The 18,184-nt window shown below is 54.4% G+C and carries 17 protein-coding genes; 11 read left to right on the top strand and 6 right to left on the bottom strand.

Going from position 1 to position 18,184, the window contains the following annotated elements; all coding sequences use genetic code 11:
• The first annotated feature begins 2 nt into the window (after nt 1–2).
• The 3 genes from gatA to cmk are packed head-to-tail and all read left to right on the top strand — an operon-like array spanning nt 3 to nt 3,313.
• Complete coding sequence (gene gatA / locus ACYQ8U_RS17290; RefSeq protein WP_459946813.1) at nt 3–1,460, top strand: Asp-tRNA(Asn)/Glu-tRNA(Gln) amidotransferase subunit GatA; 1,458 nt, start codon at nt 3–5, stop codon at nt 1,458–1,460.
• Between the two features lie 52 nt (nt 1,461–1,512).
• Nucleotides 1,513–2,625: a histidinol-phosphate transaminase gene (hisC, locus tag ACYQ8U_RS17285; protein ID WP_459946812.1), complete on the top strand. Its 1,113-nt coding sequence runs from the start codon at nt 1,513–1,515 to the stop codon at nt 2,623–2,625.
• The gene (gene cmk / locus ACYQ8U_RS17280) at nt 2,618–3,313 is read left to right on the top strand and encodes a (d)CMP kinase (RefSeq protein WP_459946811.1); all 696 of its coding nucleotides are present in this window, start codon (nt 2,618–2,620) and stop codon (nt 3,311–3,313) included. The genes hisC and cmk overlap by 8 nt, the downstream gene beginning before the upstream one ends.
• A gap of 45 nt (nt 3,314–3,358) precedes the next feature.
• Here cmk and ACYQ8U_RS17275 read toward each other — a convergent pair whose 3' ends face one another.
• Nucleotides 3,359–3,970, bottom strand: a complete 612-nt coding sequence (locus tag ACYQ8U_RS17275; RefSeq protein ID WP_459946810.1) for an OmpA family protein — start codon at nt 3,968–3,970, stop codon at nt 3,359–3,361.
• Nucleotides 3,971–4,269: 299 nt separating this feature from the next.
• Between ACYQ8U_RS17275 and rlmKL the strand changes: the two genes are divergently transcribed.
• The 6 genes from rlmKL to ACYQ8U_RS17245 all read left to right on the top strand — a co-directional run bounded on the left by rlmKL (nt 4,270) and on the right by ACYQ8U_RS17245 (nt 11,172).
• Nucleotides 4,270–6,444, top strand: coding sequence for a bifunctional 23S rRNA (guanine(2069)-N(7))-methyltransferase RlmK/23S rRNA (guanine(2445)-N(2))-methyltransferase RlmL (rlmKL, locus tag ACYQ8U_RS17270; protein WP_459946809.1), 2,175 nt, complete (start codon nt 4,270–4,272; stop codon nt 6,442–6,444).
• A 138-nt stretch (nt 6,445–6,582) separates the two neighbouring features.
• A complete protein-coding gene (locus ACYQ8U_RS17265) occupies nt 6,583–8,283 on the top strand; it encodes a response regulator (RefSeq protein WP_459946808.1) in 1,701 nt (566 codons plus the stop codon).
• 99 nt (nt 8,284–8,382) lie between these two features.
• Nucleotides 8,383–9,420 carry a 3-oxoacyl-ACP synthase III gene (locus ACYQ8U_RS17260; RefSeq protein ID WP_459946807.1) on the top strand — a complete coding sequence of 346 codons (1,038 nt, stop codon included), beginning with the start codon at nt 8,383–8,385 and terminating at the stop codon, nt 9,418–9,420.
• 2 nt (nt 9,421–9,422) lie between these two features.
• Entirely contained in the window at nt 9,423–9,992 is a 570-nt protein-coding gene (gene amrA / locus ACYQ8U_RS17255; RefSeq protein ID WP_459946806.1) for an AmmeMemoRadiSam system protein A, read from the top strand.
• Nucleotides 9,989–10,633 (top strand): hypothetical protein, encoded by a 645-nt coding sequence (locus ACYQ8U_RS17250; RefSeq protein ID WP_459946805.1) that lies wholly within the window; start codon nt 9,989–9,991, stop codon nt 10,631–10,633. Before amrA ends, ACYQ8U_RS17250 begins: the two co-directional genes overlap by 4 nt.
• Nucleotides 10,634–10,665: 32 nt before the next feature.
• Nucleotides 10,666–11,172: a PaaI family thioesterase gene (locus ACYQ8U_RS17245; protein WP_459946804.1), complete on the top strand. Its 507-nt coding sequence runs from the start codon at nt 10,666–10,668 to the stop codon at nt 11,170–11,172.
• A 58-nt stretch (nt 11,173–11,230) separates the two neighbouring features.
• Here the strand turns inward: ACYQ8U_RS17245 and ychF are convergent, their stop codons facing one another.
• The gene (ychF, locus tag ACYQ8U_RS17240; RefSeq protein WP_459946803.1) at nt 11,231–12,301 is read right to left on the bottom strand and encodes a redox-regulated ATPase YchF; all 1,071 of its coding nucleotides are present in this window, start codon (nt 12,299–12,301) and stop codon (nt 11,231–11,233) included.
• 178 nt (nt 12,302–12,479) lie between these two features.
• On the opposite strand from ychF, the gene tsaA reads away from it, so the two are divergent.
• Entirely contained in the window at nt 12,480–13,196 is a 717-nt protein-coding gene (tsaA, locus tag ACYQ8U_RS17235; RefSeq protein ID WP_459946802.1) for a tRNA (N6-threonylcarbamoyladenosine(37)-N6)-methyltransferase TrmO, read from the top strand.
• On the opposite strand, the gene lptC is transcribed toward tsaA, so the two are convergent.
• Genes lptC through pyrG form a run of 4 tightly spaced genes read right to left on the bottom strand, consistent with a single transcriptional unit; the run spans nt 13,186 to nt 16,904 of the window.
• Nucleotides 13,186–13,764: an LPS export ABC transporter periplasmic protein LptC gene (lptC, locus tag ACYQ8U_RS17230; protein ID WP_459946801.1), complete on the bottom strand. Its 579-nt coding sequence runs from the start codon at nt 13,762–13,764 to the stop codon at nt 13,186–13,188. The genes tsaA and lptC overlap by 11 nt on opposite strands.
• Complete coding sequence (locus ACYQ8U_RS17225) at nt 13,761–14,399, bottom strand: KdsC family phosphatase (RefSeq protein WP_459946800.1); 639 nt, start codon at nt 14,397–14,399, stop codon at nt 13,761–13,763. The genes lptC and ACYQ8U_RS17225 overlap by 4 nt, the downstream gene beginning before the upstream one ends.
• 2 nt (nt 14,400–14,401) lie before the next feature.
• Nucleotides 14,402–15,238 (bottom strand): 3-deoxy-8-phosphooctulonate synthase, encoded by an 837-nt coding sequence (kdsA, locus tag ACYQ8U_RS17220; protein ID WP_459946799.1) that lies wholly within the window; start codon nt 15,236–15,238, stop codon nt 14,402–14,404.
• A complete protein-coding gene (gene pyrG / locus ACYQ8U_RS17215; protein WP_459946798.1) occupies nt 15,231–16,904 on the bottom strand; it encodes a CTP synthase in 1,674 nt (557 codons plus the stop codon). Before pyrG ends, kdsA begins: the two co-directional genes overlap by 8 nt.
• 211 nt (nt 16,905–17,115) lie before the next feature.
• On the opposite strand from pyrG, the gene msrB reads away from it, so the two are divergent.
• Nucleotides 17,116–18,168, top strand: coding sequence for a peptide-methionine (R)-S-oxide reductase MsrB (msrB, locus tag ACYQ8U_RS17210; protein WP_459946797.1), 1,053 nt, complete (start codon nt 17,116–17,118; stop codon nt 18,166–18,168).
• Nucleotides 18,169–18,184 lie beyond the last annotated feature (16 nt).

Here is an 18,184-nt window from a genome sequence, read left to right as displayed (position 1 = left end):
CAATGAATCCGTACGAATTGACCATGAGTCAGGCGCTGAAAAAAATGGACACCGGCGAGCTTTCCGCCGTTGAGCTGACGCAAAGCTGTCTGGACAGGATAGATGCTGTGGACAAGGAAGTAATCGCCTTTGTCAGTGTCGATAGGCAAGGGGCTCTCTCCCAGGCGGAAAACGCCGACCGGCAGAGAAAGGCCGGACAGGGAGGCAGGTTGTGCGGTATACCTCTTTCCGTGAAAGATCTCCTCTCGACCAAGGGATGCAGAACCACCTGCGGTTCGAAGATACTCGACAACTATATCCCGCCATACGATGCCACGGTGGTACAAAAAATTAAGGAAGCAGGGGCGGTGATTCTCGGCAAGACAACCATGGACGAATTTGCCATGGGATCGACGTCGGAGAGCTGTGCCTTTGGGGTGCCGAGAAATCCGTGGAAAAAGGGGTACGTGGCCGGCGGCTCCTCCGGCGGATCGGCTGTTTCCGTTGCCGCCTGCGAGTGTCCTGGTTCCCTCGGTTCGGACACCGGCGGCTCGATCCGTCAGCCGGCATCGCTCTGCGGCATCGTCGGCATGAAACCGACCTACGGCAGGGTGTCGAGATACGGCCTGACTGCTTTCGCTTCTTCTCTTGATCAGGTCGGCCCGCTGTGTCGGACGGTCGAGGATTGCGCCCTGATGATGCATGTTATCAGCGGCTATGACGAGATGGATTCCACCTCGGTGAAACAAGACGTGCCTGATTTTTCCTCGTCTCTTACCGAGGGACTCGAGGGTTTGACTATCGGCGTTCCCCGGGAGTATTTTACCGACGGTCTTGATGGCGAAGTGCAGGATATAGTTCGCAACAGTATCGAGGTGCTCAGGAAAAAGGGGGCACGTATTATTGATGTTTCCCTGCCGCACACCGAATACTGCGTTGCAGTCTACTATCTGATTGCCCCATCCGAGGCAAGTTCCAATCTGGCCAGGTACGATGGCGTCCTGTACGGCTATCGCGACATGGAGGCCGACACCCTTCTTGATATGTACAAACAGACACGCTCGAAAGGGTTCGGTGCCGAGGTGAAGCGGCGCATCCTTATCGGCACCTATGCCTTGTCCTCCGGCTACTACGACGCCTACTACAAAAAAGCATCTCAGGTGCGGACCCTGATTCTCAATGATTTCAAAACGGCGTTTCAATCCTGTGACGTGCTCATCTCTCCGGTAACCCCGACCCCCGCCTGGAAAATGGGTGAAAACACCGAGGATCCGCTTGCCGTCTATATGTCCGACATCCTGACTATCTCGGCCAATCTTGCCGGCATTCCGGGAATGTCCGTGCCCGGTGGTTTTACCGAGGAGGGCTTGCCGGTCGGCGTGCAACTGCAGGCGGCGCACTTTCAGGAAGAAAAACTGTTGAAAACCGGTTTCAACCTCGAGCAGGGACTGGGGCTTAAGCAAAGAAAGCTGGATATATGAGACAACCCCGATGGTGGGCTGGTAGAAAAAAATTTCGTTTTACGGTGACCCCTTGAAAATTAAAATTCCTCAGAATATCGAGACAATAACCCCCTATCCTCCCGGCAAACCTCTTGATGAGCTGGAACGCGAATACGGCATAACCAACTCCATCAAACTGGCCTCGAACGAGAACCCCTGGGGGCCCTCACCGAAAGTGATACAGGCCCTGCGGGCCGAACTGTCGCAGCTGCACAGGTATCCGGACGGGTCGTGTTATTATCTGGTGCAGGCCCTAGCCGAAAAACTGGCTATTGCACCGGGCGAAATTGTCATGGGCAATGGATCCAATGAGATTATTGAGTTTCTGGTCAAGGCCTTTGTCCAGGAGGGCGATGAGGTTATTACCAGTCATCCGTCTTTTCTCATGTACCAGAAAATTGTCCAGGTGAGAGGCGGCATAAACCACGTGGTGCCGCTGCTGGACATGCGTCACGATCTCGGTGGTATCAAAAAACTGCTGTCCGAAAAAACCCGGCTTATTTTTATCGATAATCCGAACAACCCGACCGGCACGGCCATCCCTCCGGTGGAGCTCTACCGGTTTCTCAGCGACATCCCGGAGTCGGTGATTGTTGTCCTCGATGAAGCGTATGTCGACTTCATGGATAAAAAGCTGCAGGTGGATTTCTGTTCCCTTATCAGAAACGTCGAAGGACACTGCCCGGTCGTTTTTTTACGCACATTTTCCAAGGCATATGGCCTGTCCGGCCTGCGGGTTGGCTATGGCATGATGGCCAGGGAAATTGCCGAATGTCTGCACAAGGTGCGTCAGCCGTTCAATATCAACCAGATGGCCCAGGTGGGCGCTTTGGCGGCGCTGGAGGATGAGGAATACTATCAGCTTACCCTTGATCGAACAGCAGAGGCTCGAGATTATCTGCGCCGGGAGGTCGATAAACTCGGTTGCAGAAGCTACCCAACCGAGACCAATTTTTTTCTTATTGATGTTCGGGGCAATGCGGATAAGCTGTATCAGGCCATGCTGTACCAGGGGGTGATCGTGCGCTCGATGAGCGCCTACGGCTTTACCAATTTCATTCGGGTAACCTTCGGCACGGAGGAGGAAAACCAACGCTTTGTCAAAAGTTTGGCCGACTGCCTCGGCGAACTCGGCTATGTCTGAGACGCAGAACATCATCACCATCGATGGTCCCGCCGGGGTTGGCAAATCCTCGGTGAGCAGGAAGGTTGCCGCGGCCACCGGTTTCACCTACCTCGATACCGGGGCTATGTACCGTGCGGTTGGCTGGTATTTGCTGCAGCAGGGGATTGAGCCGGAGGAGACCGAGGTCATTGGTGAAAAACTGGCCGATCTCGAACTGAAATTGCTCCCGGCAGCAGATGAAGAGAGTGATGTCGGGGTTTTCCTCAACGGCGAAGATGTCACCGAGGCCATCCGCACCGCTGAGATGGCCATGGTGGCTTCCCGGGTGTCTGCCCTTCCGGTCGTTCGACGGGTATTGACTGAAATACAGAGAGGTTACGGTGAGAAAGGCGGTATTGTCGCTGAAGGCCGAGACACCGGCACCGTCGTTTTTCCAAGGGCCGCGTATAAGTTTTTTCTTGATGCCCGGCCCGAAGAGAGGGCGAAAAGGCGTGTATTGCAGTTGCAGGCAAGAGGTGTTGCGGCGGATTTTAACGAGATCCTGGCGATGACGCTTGAACGTGATCAAAACGATAGCCGGCGCACGATTGCTCCTTTAAAGAGGGCAGAAGACGCCGTACTGATAGATACGACCAAGAGAACCATTCCGCAGGTGGTCGATGATATTCTCCGGATAATCGAGGGCAAAAAAAAGCAGGGGAGATGAAAAGAAGCCGCACCGACAGAAAGGCGGTACGGCTTCTTTTCATCTTTAATTTGCAATAAAATCAACCCTTCTGTTCATGCTGTAGGCATCTTCATCCTGACCTAAAAACAACGGCCGTTCTTCGCCATACGACAGGGTCCGCATCCTGTCCGCAGCTATACCCAGATTGATGAGATATTGCCGGGTGTTGATTGCTCTTCTCTCGCCGAGCGCCAGGTTGTACTCGTTGGTCCCCCTTTCATCCGAATTACCCTCAATGGTGACCATTGTATCCGGAATGGTCTTGAGGTACTCGGCATTAGTGATGAGTACGTCCGTCATCGCGGGACTCACGCCGGCCTGATCGAAATCAAAGTAGATGGGGGAGAGATTCTCCGAGCATCTTCCGTGTATTCTCTTGTATTCATCCGACTGTTGGTCAGCCGCAGACATCAATCCCCCGCCTGCTGAATCATCCAGGCTCCCTTCACTGGGCAGACTGTCTTCTGAGTAGCCGCCTTCCGCCATGGGGTAGTTGATGTCTTTGCCTCCGGGGATATCAGATTCTACTGAACCGTCCGGCGGTATGACGGTTTTTTTGCCGCAGCCGGCGCCAAAAAGAACCAATGACCCGATAACAGCCGAAAAAGCAAGAGTTCTGCTGAGTCGTTTCTTCATGAAATACTCCTGTGGTGAAGATAGTCCCGTTATACGGGTTATATACTTTCTATGAATCGTATGCATGTTTGAGGTGAAGAACAAATCCACCGAAATAACTCACTACTTTAGCCGTATTGCAAGAGAGGTCAAGAACAAATTGTCAGGTAAACAGTATTCGTTTCCTGTTGCCCGGCAGAAACTATAATGGTAATCGATTAAGAAGGAACAGGGCGACCTTTTTCTCTTTTTTGGTAAAGATGCAAAAAATGATCAGGCAACCCGGTTGTTTTCGGGATACAGGGGATGGATGAGCAAGAATGGATATGTATGAACAGATAGCCAGCTGTGCCGGTGGGCTGGAGAGCTTGGTAGAAGAAGAGGTGGTGTCGTTTGGCGGGCAGGATGTTGTCTGTGGCAATGGGGTGGTTACCTGGAAAGGTTCGCTGGAGTCCGGGTATCGCTGCTGTCTTTGGTCCCGTTTCGCCTCGCGTGTCTTTTTGCAGCTGGCCCGGTTTTCCATTGTCGATGAAGAGACGGTGTACCAGCGGTGTCTGGAGTTGAACTGGCAGGACCATCTCTCTGCCGAGACAAGTTTTGCAGTCAGCTGCACACTTTCCGGAGAGTCGCCGATCACCCACAGTCGCTATGCCGCCCTGAAGGTAAAGGATGGTCTGGTTGACAGTTTTAGAAATCGGATCGGCAGACGTCCATCGGTTGAAACAACCAGGCCTGATGTACAGGTTCACCTGCATGTGGATGGAAAAAACGCTACTCTGTCTCTTGATTTATCGGGGGAAAGCCTGCATCGACGGGGGTACAGGGCGGCGGCGGTCAAGGCGCCGCTTAAGGAAACCCTCGGTGCCGCCATCGTTGCCTTGAGCGGCTGGTTGACCGATACCCCGACATTGATCGATCCCATGTGCGGTACCGGCACCCTGTTGATCGAGGCCGCTTTGATGTTTGGCGACTCTGCGCCGGGGCTGTCTCGCCGTCATTTTGGATTTTTCGGCTGGGCGGGCCATGACGTGACGCTCTGGAACGGTCTGGTCGAAGAGGCCCTGGGGCGAGAGGAGAGGGGTCTGGAAAAGAGCTGGCCGCTGATAATCGGCTACGACTGTGATCCTGTCGCGGTAAGTGCCGCCCGAAAAAACATCGACAAGGCCGGTCTTACCGAGCAGATTCAGGTAAAACAGGCCGAGCTGGCCACCCTTCGTTCTCCGGATAAAAAAGGGATGCTGTTGTCGAATCTGCCGTATGGGGAAAGGCTTTCCGAGACGGAGCAGGTGGGCCGGCTGTACAGGGCCTTTGGCCGTATCGCAAAAGAGAGGTTCTTTGGCTGGCAAGTCGCGGTGTTTATCTCCAACCCGACCTTGACCGACAGCTTTACCCTTACCTGGGATGATAAGCATAAATTATATAACGGTTCAATCCCCTGCAGACTGCTTACCGGATCGGTCAGCGAGGTAGAGAGTGTTTTCAAGTGGACCCCGGTCGTGCGAAGCAGCGAAGAAGCAGAGGGAGAGTTCGGCAACAGGCTGCGAAAAAATCTCAAAAAAATGCTGAAATGGGCGGAACGAGAAGATGTCTCCTGTTTCAGAATTTATGATCGGGATTTGCCGGACTTCAACCTCAGCATCGATCTGTTTGGCAAATGGGTGCACATGCATGAATATGCCCCGCCGAAGACCATTGATCCGCAGCTGGCCGCCTCAAGGATGGCCGCCGCGGTGAAAAATGTCAAAGATATCCTTGGGGTTCGCTCGAATCGAGTTTTCATAAAATCCAGGGAGCGTCAGAAAGGCCGAAAGCAGTATGAAAAAAAGGGCAATACCGGCAAAATGTATGAGGTGCGAGAAGGCGAGTGTTCTTTTCTGGTCAATTTTACCGATTATCTCGATACCGGGCTTTTTCTCGACCATCGACCGATCCGCCAGAAAATATACCGGGAAGCCAGGGGAAAAAGATTTTTAAACCTGTATGGCTATACCGGAACGGCAACGGTCCATGCGGCGATGGGGGGGGCGGCGGGTACGACCACGGTTGATCTTTCGGCGACCTATCTGCACTGGGCACAAATGAATCTTGCCCTCAACGGACTGACGGAGTTTCGTAACACGTTTGAAAAAGCTGATTGTTTGCAGTGGCTCGAAAAATGCGACACTGTCTTTGATCTGATCTTTATCGATCCCCCGACCTTTTCCAACACGAAAAAAGATCAGCGGGTCTTTGATATCCAGAAAGATCATGTCCGGCTGATTGACCTGGCCATGGCCCATCTGGAACCGGATGGACTGTTGCTTTTCTCAACGAACTTCCGACGGTTTAAACTGGAGGAGAGCCTGGCGACGCGCTATGCTGTCCATGATATTTCCGCCGAATCGGTTCCCTTTGATTTTTCCAGGAATGAAAAGATCCACAGTTGCTGGGAAATGAGAAAAACCGTGCAGATCAAGCCGGTGAATAAATGGCCGGAAGGGGGCCCGTGGCGATAGGGGGCTTCCGTCAACACGACCATCATCACAGTAGTGCAAATATCGCCGATTGCCTGTACAATACCGCAAAGATCAACCGACCGGCGCCTGTGCCGTTACTGATGTGCGGCAATTTAAAAAACACCAACCAGAGAGGGAATGGTGGCGGAAATTGAAAGACTGCAAAAACAGATAGATGACCTTACAACGCAACTGGCAAAAGAAAAACAGACCAACAAACTGCTGAAAAAAAGGGCTCTGCAGGCGATTCTCGGCAGCAATGGAGCTGGCCTTGGGCAGGCGGAACAGAGCGTCTGCGAGGTTGATCTTGTTCGAGCAGAGCTTTCCAGTCGCGCCAAAAGTGTCTTTCTGGAAAATGTCAGCCACGAAATCCGTTCGTCGATGAACGGCATTGTCGGAATGACCGAGCTCGTTCTGGAGACGGAACTGACCGCCGAACAGCGGCAGTATCTGGAAATGGTCGGCTCCTCCGTTGACCGTCTGCTGGTCGTCGTCAATGAAATCCTGGATTTTTCCAGGATAGAGACAGGGGAACTGGAGCTTGATCCGGAGGATTTTAACCTCAAGGAGAGTCTTGATCACGACCTTTATGTCTTGCGCCAAGCCGCTGAAAATAAAGATCTCCAGCTGGTCTGCACCATTGCTCCGGATGTTCCGGCGAATGTGCACGGAGATTCGACCCGGATGGTGCAGATTGTCACCAATCTGGTCGATAATGCAATCAAGTTCACTATGCACGGCGGGGTTTTCATCAACATCGACAATGTTGGCTACGATACGAGCAATCATATCCTCCTTCGATGCACCATTCGTGACACCGGCTGCGGCATCGCCCCGGAAAAAATCGAACTCATCAAACATTATTTCAAGCAAAAAGCCACAACACAGCTTGCTCTGCCGCTTTCCGTCGGGACAACAGGATTGGGTTTGACCGTCAGCTCCCAGCTGGTGAGGCTTATGGGCGGAGAAATCGACGTGGAAAGCAGTTCCGAGGGGACAACGTTCCAATTTACCCTTCCGTTTAAGGAGGTCGCCGATCTTGCCGGTCTCGAAGAAAAAGCCCATGTCACTCTGGAGGGCATTGAAGAGGAATTCGCCTATGCCCTGCGGGGCGCCAAGGTCCTTCTCGCCGAGGATGAATACATCAACAGGGTGCTCATCGAGGCGATTCTCAAACAGCTTGGGGTGGAGGTAACCTCGGTCACCAATGGCCGGGATGCGGTAGCGGAGGCGTGCAGCGGGGCATATCAGCTGGTTCTGATGGACGTCCAGATGGATGATGTCGATGGACTGGAGGCGACCAGGCGTATCAGAAAACATGAGCGCAAACAGGGTGGTCATATGAGCATTATCGCACTTACCGCCCTGGCTATGTCCGGCGATAGGGAAAAATGTCTGCAGGTTGGCATGAATGACTACCTGCCCAAGCCGGTGCAGAGAAACGCCTTGATCAGTGTTCTCGCACGATTTTTGACACGCCGGGCCCTGGTCGTGGACGGGGATCCGGTGAGTCAGGGTCTTTTTGTGCGCACCCTGGTTGAGGCGGGCTGGCAGGTGACCATCGCTGAAACCCGACGCGCGGCGATGTACGAGGCATCCCTTTCTCATTTTGACCTGATTGTTTTTGACCTCTCGACCCCGCAGCTCGAGGGAGTCGAGGGGGTAAGGGTAATCCGCCAGCTCGAGGAGTACTCCGGACAACGGACGCAGATCTTTGGCATAGGCCGGGAGCTCGACCATGACGAACTGCAGGGATTGGGCTTTGATGGGTGTATACCAAGGCCGGTGACCAGGGACGGTATCCTGCAACAGCTGGAGATTTTTGCATCGGTCGGATAGAACGAGACACCCCGGCTCTGCCGGGAAGAAGTCAATTTCCGGCAGAGCGTGTTTTATTCCACACCTCTGTCTGTCAATTAAAATTTATAACACGGCTTTATGATACATTTTTCCCATGTCTGTCTTGACACCTTTGGCTACGAACTGCCGCCACGGGTGCTCTCCTCCGCGGATATTGAAACCCGTCTCTCCCCTGTTTATGAACGACTGCGGCTTCCGCCCGGCAGACTGGAGTTGATGAGCGGCATCCGGCAGCGGCGCCTCTGGCCCCACGGGACAAGGCCAAGCGAGGCCGGCAGCCTGGCCGGAAAAAGGGTACTTGACACGGCAGGCGTCGATGCAAAAGCTATTGACTGTCTTATTTTTACCTCCGTGTCGCGGGATATGATGGAACCGGCGACCGCCTCGTTTGTCCATGACAAACTTGGCCTCTCGTCTTCCGCGCTGATTTTTGATATCTCCAATGCCTGCCTCGGCTTTCTCGACGGGATGGTGATGCTGGCCAACATGATCGAGCTGGGGCAGGTTGAAAACGGGCTGATCGTCTCCGGAGAGACGGCGGAGGAGTTGCTGGAGTCGACCCTGCTTGCCCTGCTCGAGGACACGACGCTAAGCCGAAAGAGCATAAAACCGGCTTTTGCCTCGCTGACCATCGGCTCCGGTTCGATCGCACTGTATATGCGAAGAGTGAAAAAGAACGAAGACCGGCCACGGCTGGTCCATGGGGCCTGGCAGGCGAACACGGAACATTCCGACCTCTGTCATGGCGGCCGCAAAGGGGCAAACGCAATCCTTATGGCGACCAACTCGGAGGAATTATTGCACCGGGGCGTCGACACCGCCCAGATGACCTGGAACAGGTTTTCGGCAAAATCCGGCTGGCAGGCTGACGACATTGACCGTTTTTTCTGCCACCAGGTAGGTTCGGCCCACGCCAAACTACTCTTTGAGCGTTTGCAGCTGCAGCCGGAAAAAAATTTCGAGACCCTGGCAACCCTTGGCAATGTCGGTTCCGTGTCGGCACCGATAACCATGGCCATGGCCATGGAGCAGGGGGCTTTTCTACCGGGGCAAAAGGGCGCGCTGCTGGGAATCGGCAGCGGCATAAACTGTTTGATGCTGGGAGTTGCATGGTAATTATGGCCGACAGAGTAACCAACAGACAAGGGCAGATACTGCTCAGGCTGGCAAGAAATATTCTTGAGCAGAAGCTCAACCAGGGGACGCTGCCGGATAAACCGGACGACGCTGTTTTTTCGGCGAAAGCGGCCACCTTTGTTACACTGAAAATAGCCGGTAAACTGCGCGGCTGTATCGGTACTCTCGAAGCGGTTGATCCGCTCTGGGACAGCGTTTACCGGAATACCATCAATGCGGCTTTTTATGATTATCGTTTTTCGCCTCTTACCCCGGAGGAGTTGCCGGCGGTGCAGCTCGACATCTCGATCCTGTCCCAGCCAAAACCGCTAGAATACGAGGATGCTGCAGATCTTACGGCAAAACTGCGTCCCGGCATTGACGGGGTGATTCTGCGGGAAGGGACGCGGAGTGCCACGTTTTTGCCCCAGGTCTGGCAACAACTTCCCACCCCCGAGCAGTTTCTCGGCCAACTCTGTCTGAAAGCCGGACTGCCGCAAGATGCCTGGCGGCGGGGAAGACTTGAAATTGACACCTACCAGGTGCAGGATTTTGAGGAGGAAAGAAAGTGAGAGAGGTGGTTCTTTCAGAGCAACAGGTACGAGAGCTCGAAGATATCTACGAAAAGCTCCAGCAGGAATATGCGCGGGTGGCTGGAGTCCTTGATTTTTCCTGCAGCGGCTGCCCCGATAACTGCTGTGACTCCTATTTTCTGCACCATACCTACGCCGAATGGGCACATCTCTGGCGGGGCATCAGGCAGCTTGGCCCCGAGCGACAGCGGGCGCTCGTCGCCCGGGCCAGGACCTATCTTGCCCAGTGTACCGAGGCAATGGCCGCCGGTCGCCGCCCACAGGTCATGTGTCCGCTCAATGAGGACGGACTCTGCGTTGTCTATGAACATCGTCTGCTGGTCTGCCGTACCCATGGCGTTCCGGCGACGATGACCCGGCCGGACGGCCAAACCCTGCGTTTTCCCGGCTGTTTTCGCTGTCAGGAAATTGTCGAGGGCTTGAGTGAACGGCCCCCTCACGTTGCCAGGACACCTCTTTTAACAAGACTGGCCTTGTTGGAAAAAGAACTTTTAGACAATAAACGCCACCTCCTGCCCCGGGTGAAGATGACCATCGCCGAGATGCTGGTGCAGGGGCCGCCAGCCATCCCCCGATCGTATTGTGAAAAAAGGACGAGTGCGTTTACGGAGAAGAAATAACCGGGTGCAATCCCAACAGGAGATAAGGTCCAATGCGTGTCAAGGTACGCCATAAGCAGCCAAATTCGAAGATGTGTTTTGTCTGCGGCATGCACAACAGTTTCGGGTTGAAAAGCAGCTTTTATGAACTTGAAGACGGGCAACTGCTGGCGATTTTCCAGCCGGCGGACGAGCACCAGGGGTATCCGGGGCGTTTGCACGGCGGTATTGCCGCGACCATCCTGGATGAAACCATCGGCCGGGCGATTATGCTCACCCATGCCGACAACATCTGGGGAGTGACCGTCGATTTTTCCATGAAACTGCGCAAACCTGTGCCGATCGACGGGGAGATACGGGTTCTGGCCCGAATTGTCTCGGAAGGCACGCGCTCCTTTCAGGGGGAGGGGGAGATTCTTCTTGCCGACGGGCAGGTTGCGGTGGAGGGAAAAGGACGGTATCTCAAGATGGATATTGACAAAATTGCCGACTTTGACCATCAGGGCGAGGATTGGTTGGTCGTTGCCCAGCCGGACGATCCGGAGTTTGTCGAACTGTAAAAGGAGCCGGAAACCATAGCGCAAAGGCTGCCGGTTCTCATCGGCAACACGCTGTTTTTTACACCTTAAAGCGAATGTTCAAAATATCGCCGTCGGTGACGATGTAGTCTTTGCCCTGCAGGTACATCTTGCCGGCCTTTTTCAATTCCGCCTCACTGCCGTATGCCATAAGTTCGTCGTATTTCATCACCTCGGCCCGGATAAATCCCCGTTGCAGATCGGAATGGATAACCCCGGCCGCGACAGGAGCGGGGGAACCCCGGCGAACCAGCCATTGTCTGACCTCATCCTTGCCAACGGTAAAAAAGGAAATAAGACCAAGGGCCTTCAGGCACAGGCCGGTCATGATACCAAGGGCCGGTTCGGCAATGCCTAAATCCTGCAGGAATTCGGCTTTTTCTTCCTCCGAATCGAGGAGGACAATCTCCGATTCGACCTGGGCGGAAACAAGCATCGCCTCAATCTTGTTTTGCCTGCACTGCTCAGCCGTTTTCTCAAGCAGTGTCGTATCGCCTAGTTGCTCTTCCGAGACATTGAAGGCGAGGATCAATTCCTTTCGGGTAATAAGGGGGTAACTGCGGATGAGCAAATCTTCCTCTTCGCCGAATTCCAGCAGGCGAAGCGGTTTCTCCTCTTCAAGATGCGTCAGCAGCTTGCGCATCAGTTCGAGCTCCACGGCCTGCTTCTCATCCTTGATCTTTTTCAGGGCGGTTTCGATGCGGGCAATACGTTTTTCGACAAAGATCTGGTCGTGCATGATCAGCTCATTGTTGACCATTTCCGCATCGCGTATGGGATCGACAGATCCTTCCGCATGGTATATCGAATCGTCTTCAAAGGCCCGAATGACATGGCACAGGGCATCGACGTCGGCAATTTCCTGAAAGATGTCCCCTTTGGCGATGTTTTCCTGTTCCATTTTCGGCAGGAGAACCAGGTCTATCCGCGCCCTCGCCTCTTTATTGGGGCTGTACATGGCCACCAGGCGATCAAAACGCGGATCGCGAATTTCCGCGGTACCGGGAATTGGTTTTGCCGGACCGGTCTGCTCTCGCAGTTCGCTGCCGGTCAATACCTGGAAAAGGGTCTTTTTGCCTGTTTGCGGCAGGCCTATGATTCCAACCTTCATGGTAAAATGTATCCTTTTGGTGAGATAGTTGAGACTGATTGCTGGACAAATACCACAGGATAGCGGTAATCAGCAAGGGAATATGCGGAGAAATACATATAAACCGATACCGGCATCGTCTGCAATGTGCCTGAGAGGCAGACTCGAACGGACAAAGAGAAGGGGTGGAGATAAAAAGATGAATTTTCAGGAAGATGTACATATGAGGCCGATCGGCATAATCCACTCCTGCTTTACCGAAAAATTCGGCATTCCCCGGCAGCCGGGGATGGTTGCCTCGGCAACCGCCCGTCTGGAAATGCTGCGGCCCTGTAACCGGGAGGAGATGGTCCGCGGCCTGGAGCAGTTTTCGCATCTCTGGGTGCATTTTCTTTTTCACCAGACGGTGGCCGAGGGGTGGAAACCGACCGTTCGGCCACCCTGGCTCGGCGGACAGAAGAGGGTGGGGGTTTTTGCCAGCCGCAGTCCCCATCGACCGAATCATCTCGGTCTCTCCGCAGTCCGGCTCGAGGCGATGGTCCGGGAAAAGGGTAAGCTTTTCCTCGAACTCTCCGGGGTCGACTTCCTCGATCAAACGCCGGTGATCGACATAAAGCCGTATATCCCTTACAGTGATTGCATTGCGTCGGCGACCTGCGGCTACGCGCACGGAGAAAACCCTGCGGTGGCGGTTGTTTTCAGTGAAAGCGCCGAGCTTTTCTGTGCCGATTATCGACAAAAAACCGGAAGAAATATCCGGGTGCTGGCAGAAGAGATGATCGGCCAGGATCCGCGGCCGGCAAGTCAGAAAAAAAACAGAAGTGATTTCGGCATGCTGCTCTGGAATGTCAATATCCGCTGGCAGGTCAAGGATGACTGTTTTTATGTTGTGAGCTGTAGCGAAGTTATGGCTTGATAAAGCCGTCGATGATGCAGGTGACGCCTTTATCAATGACATAGGTCCCACTTTTAATGTCGTAATGCAGGCTGCCACCGTCGATCTGCGCCTGCTCGGCCTCCAGCCGGGTTCTTCCGGGGCAGTTGACGGTGCGCTGGTCACTGTCGTAGAGCAGCAGATCGGTGTAGAGAAACTGTTTGTCGACGGTCTTGTTGATAACCACATCCCCGCGCAAGGTGAGTATTTTGCTGGTGGTACTGTATTGGCCGGTGTTGGCCAGGACGGTGGTGATATTTCCGGCTGCATCAAAGAGATCAGCGCTGACCAGCTCCATGATAATTACGTTGGGATCCGCGCCGGTGCGAGCTCTCTGGGCGCGTATGACTGCCGTTTTCTGACCTTGTTGATTCTGCAGTATCTTCACTTTATCCATGTTGAAATCATGGCCTTCGGCCTGCTCATTTTTCGGTGCCGGATCGAAACTGCCCCGGGGGCTGAGGAAATTGCCGACCGGTATGGACCAGAGAGGATAGCTGACGATGATGCACAGGGGGACGAGCCAGATGATGTTGCGGTGGAATTTCATCGATTCTTGTATTTTTGCAGCAATTCCATCAGCAGATTTTTGCCCTCGATAATCAGGTCGCAGGCGTCACGAACAGCTCCGGCACCGCCGGAGCGCTCGGTAATAAAATGGGCGATGTCTTTTACTTCCCGTGCACCATTGGCCGGGACCAGGGCCAGGCCGACCTGCTGCAGCAGGACCAGGTCGAGCCAGTCGTCGCCCATATAGGCAATCTGATAGGGCTTCAGACCGGTAACCCGCATTATCTCCTTGAAGGCCGCGGTTTTATTGCCGACGCCCTGATAGATGTGGTGCATTTTCAGCTCGGTGGCCCGTCTGGCGACAACCTCTGATGTTCTTGCGGTGATAACTCCCACCTCAACGCCCGCTTCCCTGAGAAGCCGCAGGCCAAAGCCGTCCTGGGTGTTGAAGGCCTTGCTCTCTTCGCCATTGCCGGAATAGAGGAGGTTGCCGTCGGTGAGAACACCGTCGACATCAAGGAGCAGGAGGTGTATGTCCCGGGCCTTTTCCAGGGCAAGTTTTCGCTGCGGGTCGTTTGCCCGGCTGTCCCGCTCCCGGGCCCGACTGCGATATCCTTCGAGAACCTCGCAGTCGGAGGGGTAGGCGGTGGGGGATGTCGGGCACTGATCAGCCATGTTCAGGTAACTGCATTGCGCACCCTGATCAGCTGCACCAGTAATTCTTCAACTTCATCAAGGGCGATAGAGTTCGGACCATCACACAGGGCCTGGTCCGGGTTGGGATGTATTTCCATGAAAAGGCCATCAATTCCGGCGGCAATCGCCGCCCTGCTCAGGGTGGCAATAAATTCCCGCTGGCCGCTGGAAGACCCGCCGGCGCCGCCGGGCAGCTGCACCGAATGGGTGGCGTCAAAGATCACCGGGCAGCCGAAGGAGCGCATGACCGGCAGAGAGCGCATGTCAACGACCAGGTTGTTGTAGCCAAAGCTGGCGCCGCGTTCAACGAGCATGATTTTTTTGCCGCCGACACCGCGCATTTTATTTACCGCGTTTTCCATATCCCAGGGGGAGACAAACTGCCCTTTTTTCACATTGACCGGTTTGCCGGTCCTGGCGGCGGCGGTAAGCAGGTCGGTCTGGCGGCAGAGAAAGGCGGGGATCTGGAGAATATCCAGTACTTCGGCGGCGGCGGCAACCTGGCTGACATCATGGATATCGGAGATGACCGGGACGCCGATTTCCCGGCGGATTTTGGCCAGCGTTGCCAGGCCCGCCTCCAGGCCGGGGCCGCGATAAGACTCCAGCGAGGTCCGGTTGGCCTTATCAAAAGAGGCCTTGAAAACGTACAGGATCCCCAGCCGGTCACAGATTTCCTGCATCCTGCCGGCGACGGTTCTGGCCAGCTCCTCGGATTCAAGGGCGCAGGGGCCGCCGATAAGCAGTAACGGCCGGCCGGTGCCGATGATAAGGGGCGTGCCGGAGGGGCTGTCGATGGCAACGGAAATATCAGACATCCTTGTCCTGCTCTCTTTTCTTGTGGGCAAGGGCCGCACTGATAAAATCCCTGAACAGCGGATGCGGTTTCATCGGTTTCGATTTGAATTCCGGATGAAACTGACAGCCGAGAAACCATGGGTGATCGGCGAGTTCGACAATTTCCACCAGGTTGTTGTCCGGCGAGGTTCCGGAGATGACCAGACCGTTTTGTTCCAGTTGTTCCCGGTAGGCATTGTTGAATTCAAATCGGTGTCGATGCCGCTCGGATATTTCATCCTGGGCGTAGGCCCGGGCGGCATTGGTATCTTTTTTGAGAACACAGGGATAGGCGCCAAGCCGCAGGGTGCCGCCAAGGTCTGATTCCTCGTCCCGTGTCTGTATTTTGTTGGTGCGGTAATCAAACCACTCCTTGATCAGATAAATGACCGGATCCGGGGTGTTTTCGTCGAGCTCGGTGGAATTGGCCATGGACAAGCCCAGCACGTCTCGAGAAAACTCCACCACCGCCAGCTGCATGCCGAGACAGATGCCGAAAAAGGGGATCTTGTTCTTCCGGGCGTAGTTGATGGCTTTTATCTTGCCTTCAACGCCCCGCTTGCCGAAACCGCCGGGAACGAGAATGCCGTCGCAGCCGTCGAGCAGACTGGCCACATTTTTTGATTCCAGGCATTCGGCGCTGATATAGTCCAGATTGACCTTGGTGCCGTTGGCCAGGCCGCCATGCACCAGCGCTTCGTGGAGACTTTTGTATGACTCCGTCAGATCGACATACTTGCCGGTGATGGCGATGGTCACTTCGTTGCGCGGGTTCTGGATATTATGCACCAGGTCCTCCCACGGCTTGATGTTCGGCTGCCCGGTCCAGATATTCAGCAGCTCGAGAATCTTCGCGTCGAGTCCTTCCCGGTGCAGATGCAGCGGAAGTTCATAGATGGTGTCGACATCGATGGCGGTGATAACCGCATCCTGGGGAACATTGCAAAACAGGGCAATCTTCGCTTTGAGACTGTCTTCCAGGGGCACTTCGGTCCGGCAGAGGAGGATATCCGGCTGGATGCCGTCGGCCCGCAGTTCGCGCACCGAATGCTGCGTCGGTTTGGTTTTTACCTCGCCGGCGGTTTTGATATACGGAACCAGGGTCAAGTGGATGAACAGGGTGTACTCTCTGCCCAGATCCCCGCGCAGTTGACGGATGGCCTCGATAAACGGCAACCCCTCAATGTCGCCGACGGTGCCGCCGATTTCGATAATGGCCACATCGGCACTGCCGTCCAGCTGGCGCACCGCGGCCTTGATTTCGTCGGTAATATGCGGAATAACCTGGACCGTGCCGCCGAGATATTCCCCACGCCGTTCTTTGGTGATGACGGAATAGTAAATACGCCCCGAGGTGTAATTGTTTTTCTGGGCCATGACCGCATTGGTATAGCGCTCATAGTGACCCATATCCAGATCCGTTTCGGCGCCGTCGTCGGTGACGTACACTTCGCCGTGCTGGAAAGGGTTCATCGTACCGGGATCGACGTTGATGTAGGGGTCGAGCTTCTGGAAGGTTACCGTCAAGCCGCGACTTTCGAGCAGTGCCCCGATCGCCGCCGAGGCCAGTCCTTTCCCGAGGGAGGAGAGAACGCCGCCGGTAACAAAAATAAACTTGGTCCGTTTGGTATTATTTGGCTTTTTCATGGTGGCCACTATAGCAATCCAACCCTTTTTTTGAAACAGAAAACTTCCCCGACCAAGGAAAAAACAAGGGCTGACGGGAGTGGATTTTTAAAAGTGTCATTGGGGGGGTGACGCGGAAAGTGAGGGCATCTTGATAGTCATGGTGCTCATGCCTATGGTGTTGCATGAGTGTGTGCACCGATGAAGCAATTGCAATTAAATGGAGGAATGTATGCAATATATTATAATCGTAGCAGTGCTGCTTGTTTTGGCGATGACGGCTTTTGCAAGTAATGACCAACAGGCAACCTCGAAGCACAAAACCGCCGTATTCGGCGGAGGCTGCTTCTGGTGTATGGAACCACCCTTTGAACAACTCGACGGGGTGGTTGAGGTGATGGCCGGATACAGCGGCGGAGAGGAAGAAAATCCCACCTACGAGCAGGTATCCAGTGGGCGGACCGGCCATATCGAATCCGTCCGGGTCGTCTATGATCCGGAAAAAATTACCTTTAAGGAGTTGCTCGACACCTTCTGGCGGTATATCGATCCGACCGATCCGGGCGGCCAGTTTGCCGATCGTGGCGATCATTATAAAACGGCCATTTTTTACAACAACGACGAGGAAAAAAAGATCGCCGAACAATCCCGGGCGGAACTGGAGGCATCAGGCGTTTTCACCAGGCCGATAGCAACCGCTCTCCGACCGGCGCAACCGTTTTATCCGGCGGAGGAATACCATCAGGACTATTACAAGAAAAATGTCTTTCATTATGAGGCTTACAAGGTCGGTTCGGGCAGGGCGGGTTTTCTCGAGAGAACCTGGAAGGACCAGCCGCAAAAGAAAAAATTCGTCAAGCCTTCCGATGAACAGTTACGCGCACAGTTAACCCCGATGCAATATCAGGTGACCCAGCAAGACGGCACCGAGCCGCCCTTTGAAAATGAATATAACAGTAATAAGCGGGCCGGCATCTATGTGGACATTGTCTCCGGGGAACCACTGTTTAGTTCCCTCGACAAGTTCGATTCGGGAACCGGCTGGCCAAGCTTTACCCGGCCCCTGGTCGCGGAAAATGTGGTCGAGAAAAAAGACGTGAAATTTTTCATGGTCCGTACTGAGGTGCGCAGTGCCGCCGGGGATTCCCATCTCGGCCATGTGTTTGACGACGGTCCGCCCCCGACCGGATTGCGCTATTGTATGAATTCGGCATCGCTGAACTTTATTCCCGTCGAGGAGCTTGAGGCGAAGGGATACGGCGAATTTCTGTCCTTGTTTCAGTAAGACCGGTCGGCAAACC

The sequence above is a fragment of the Desulfocastanea catecholica genome, from assembly GCF_054657295.1.
The sequence above is the reverse complement of the archived record's forward strand: the minus strand, read 5'-3'. Positions and strand labels throughout refer to the sequence as shown.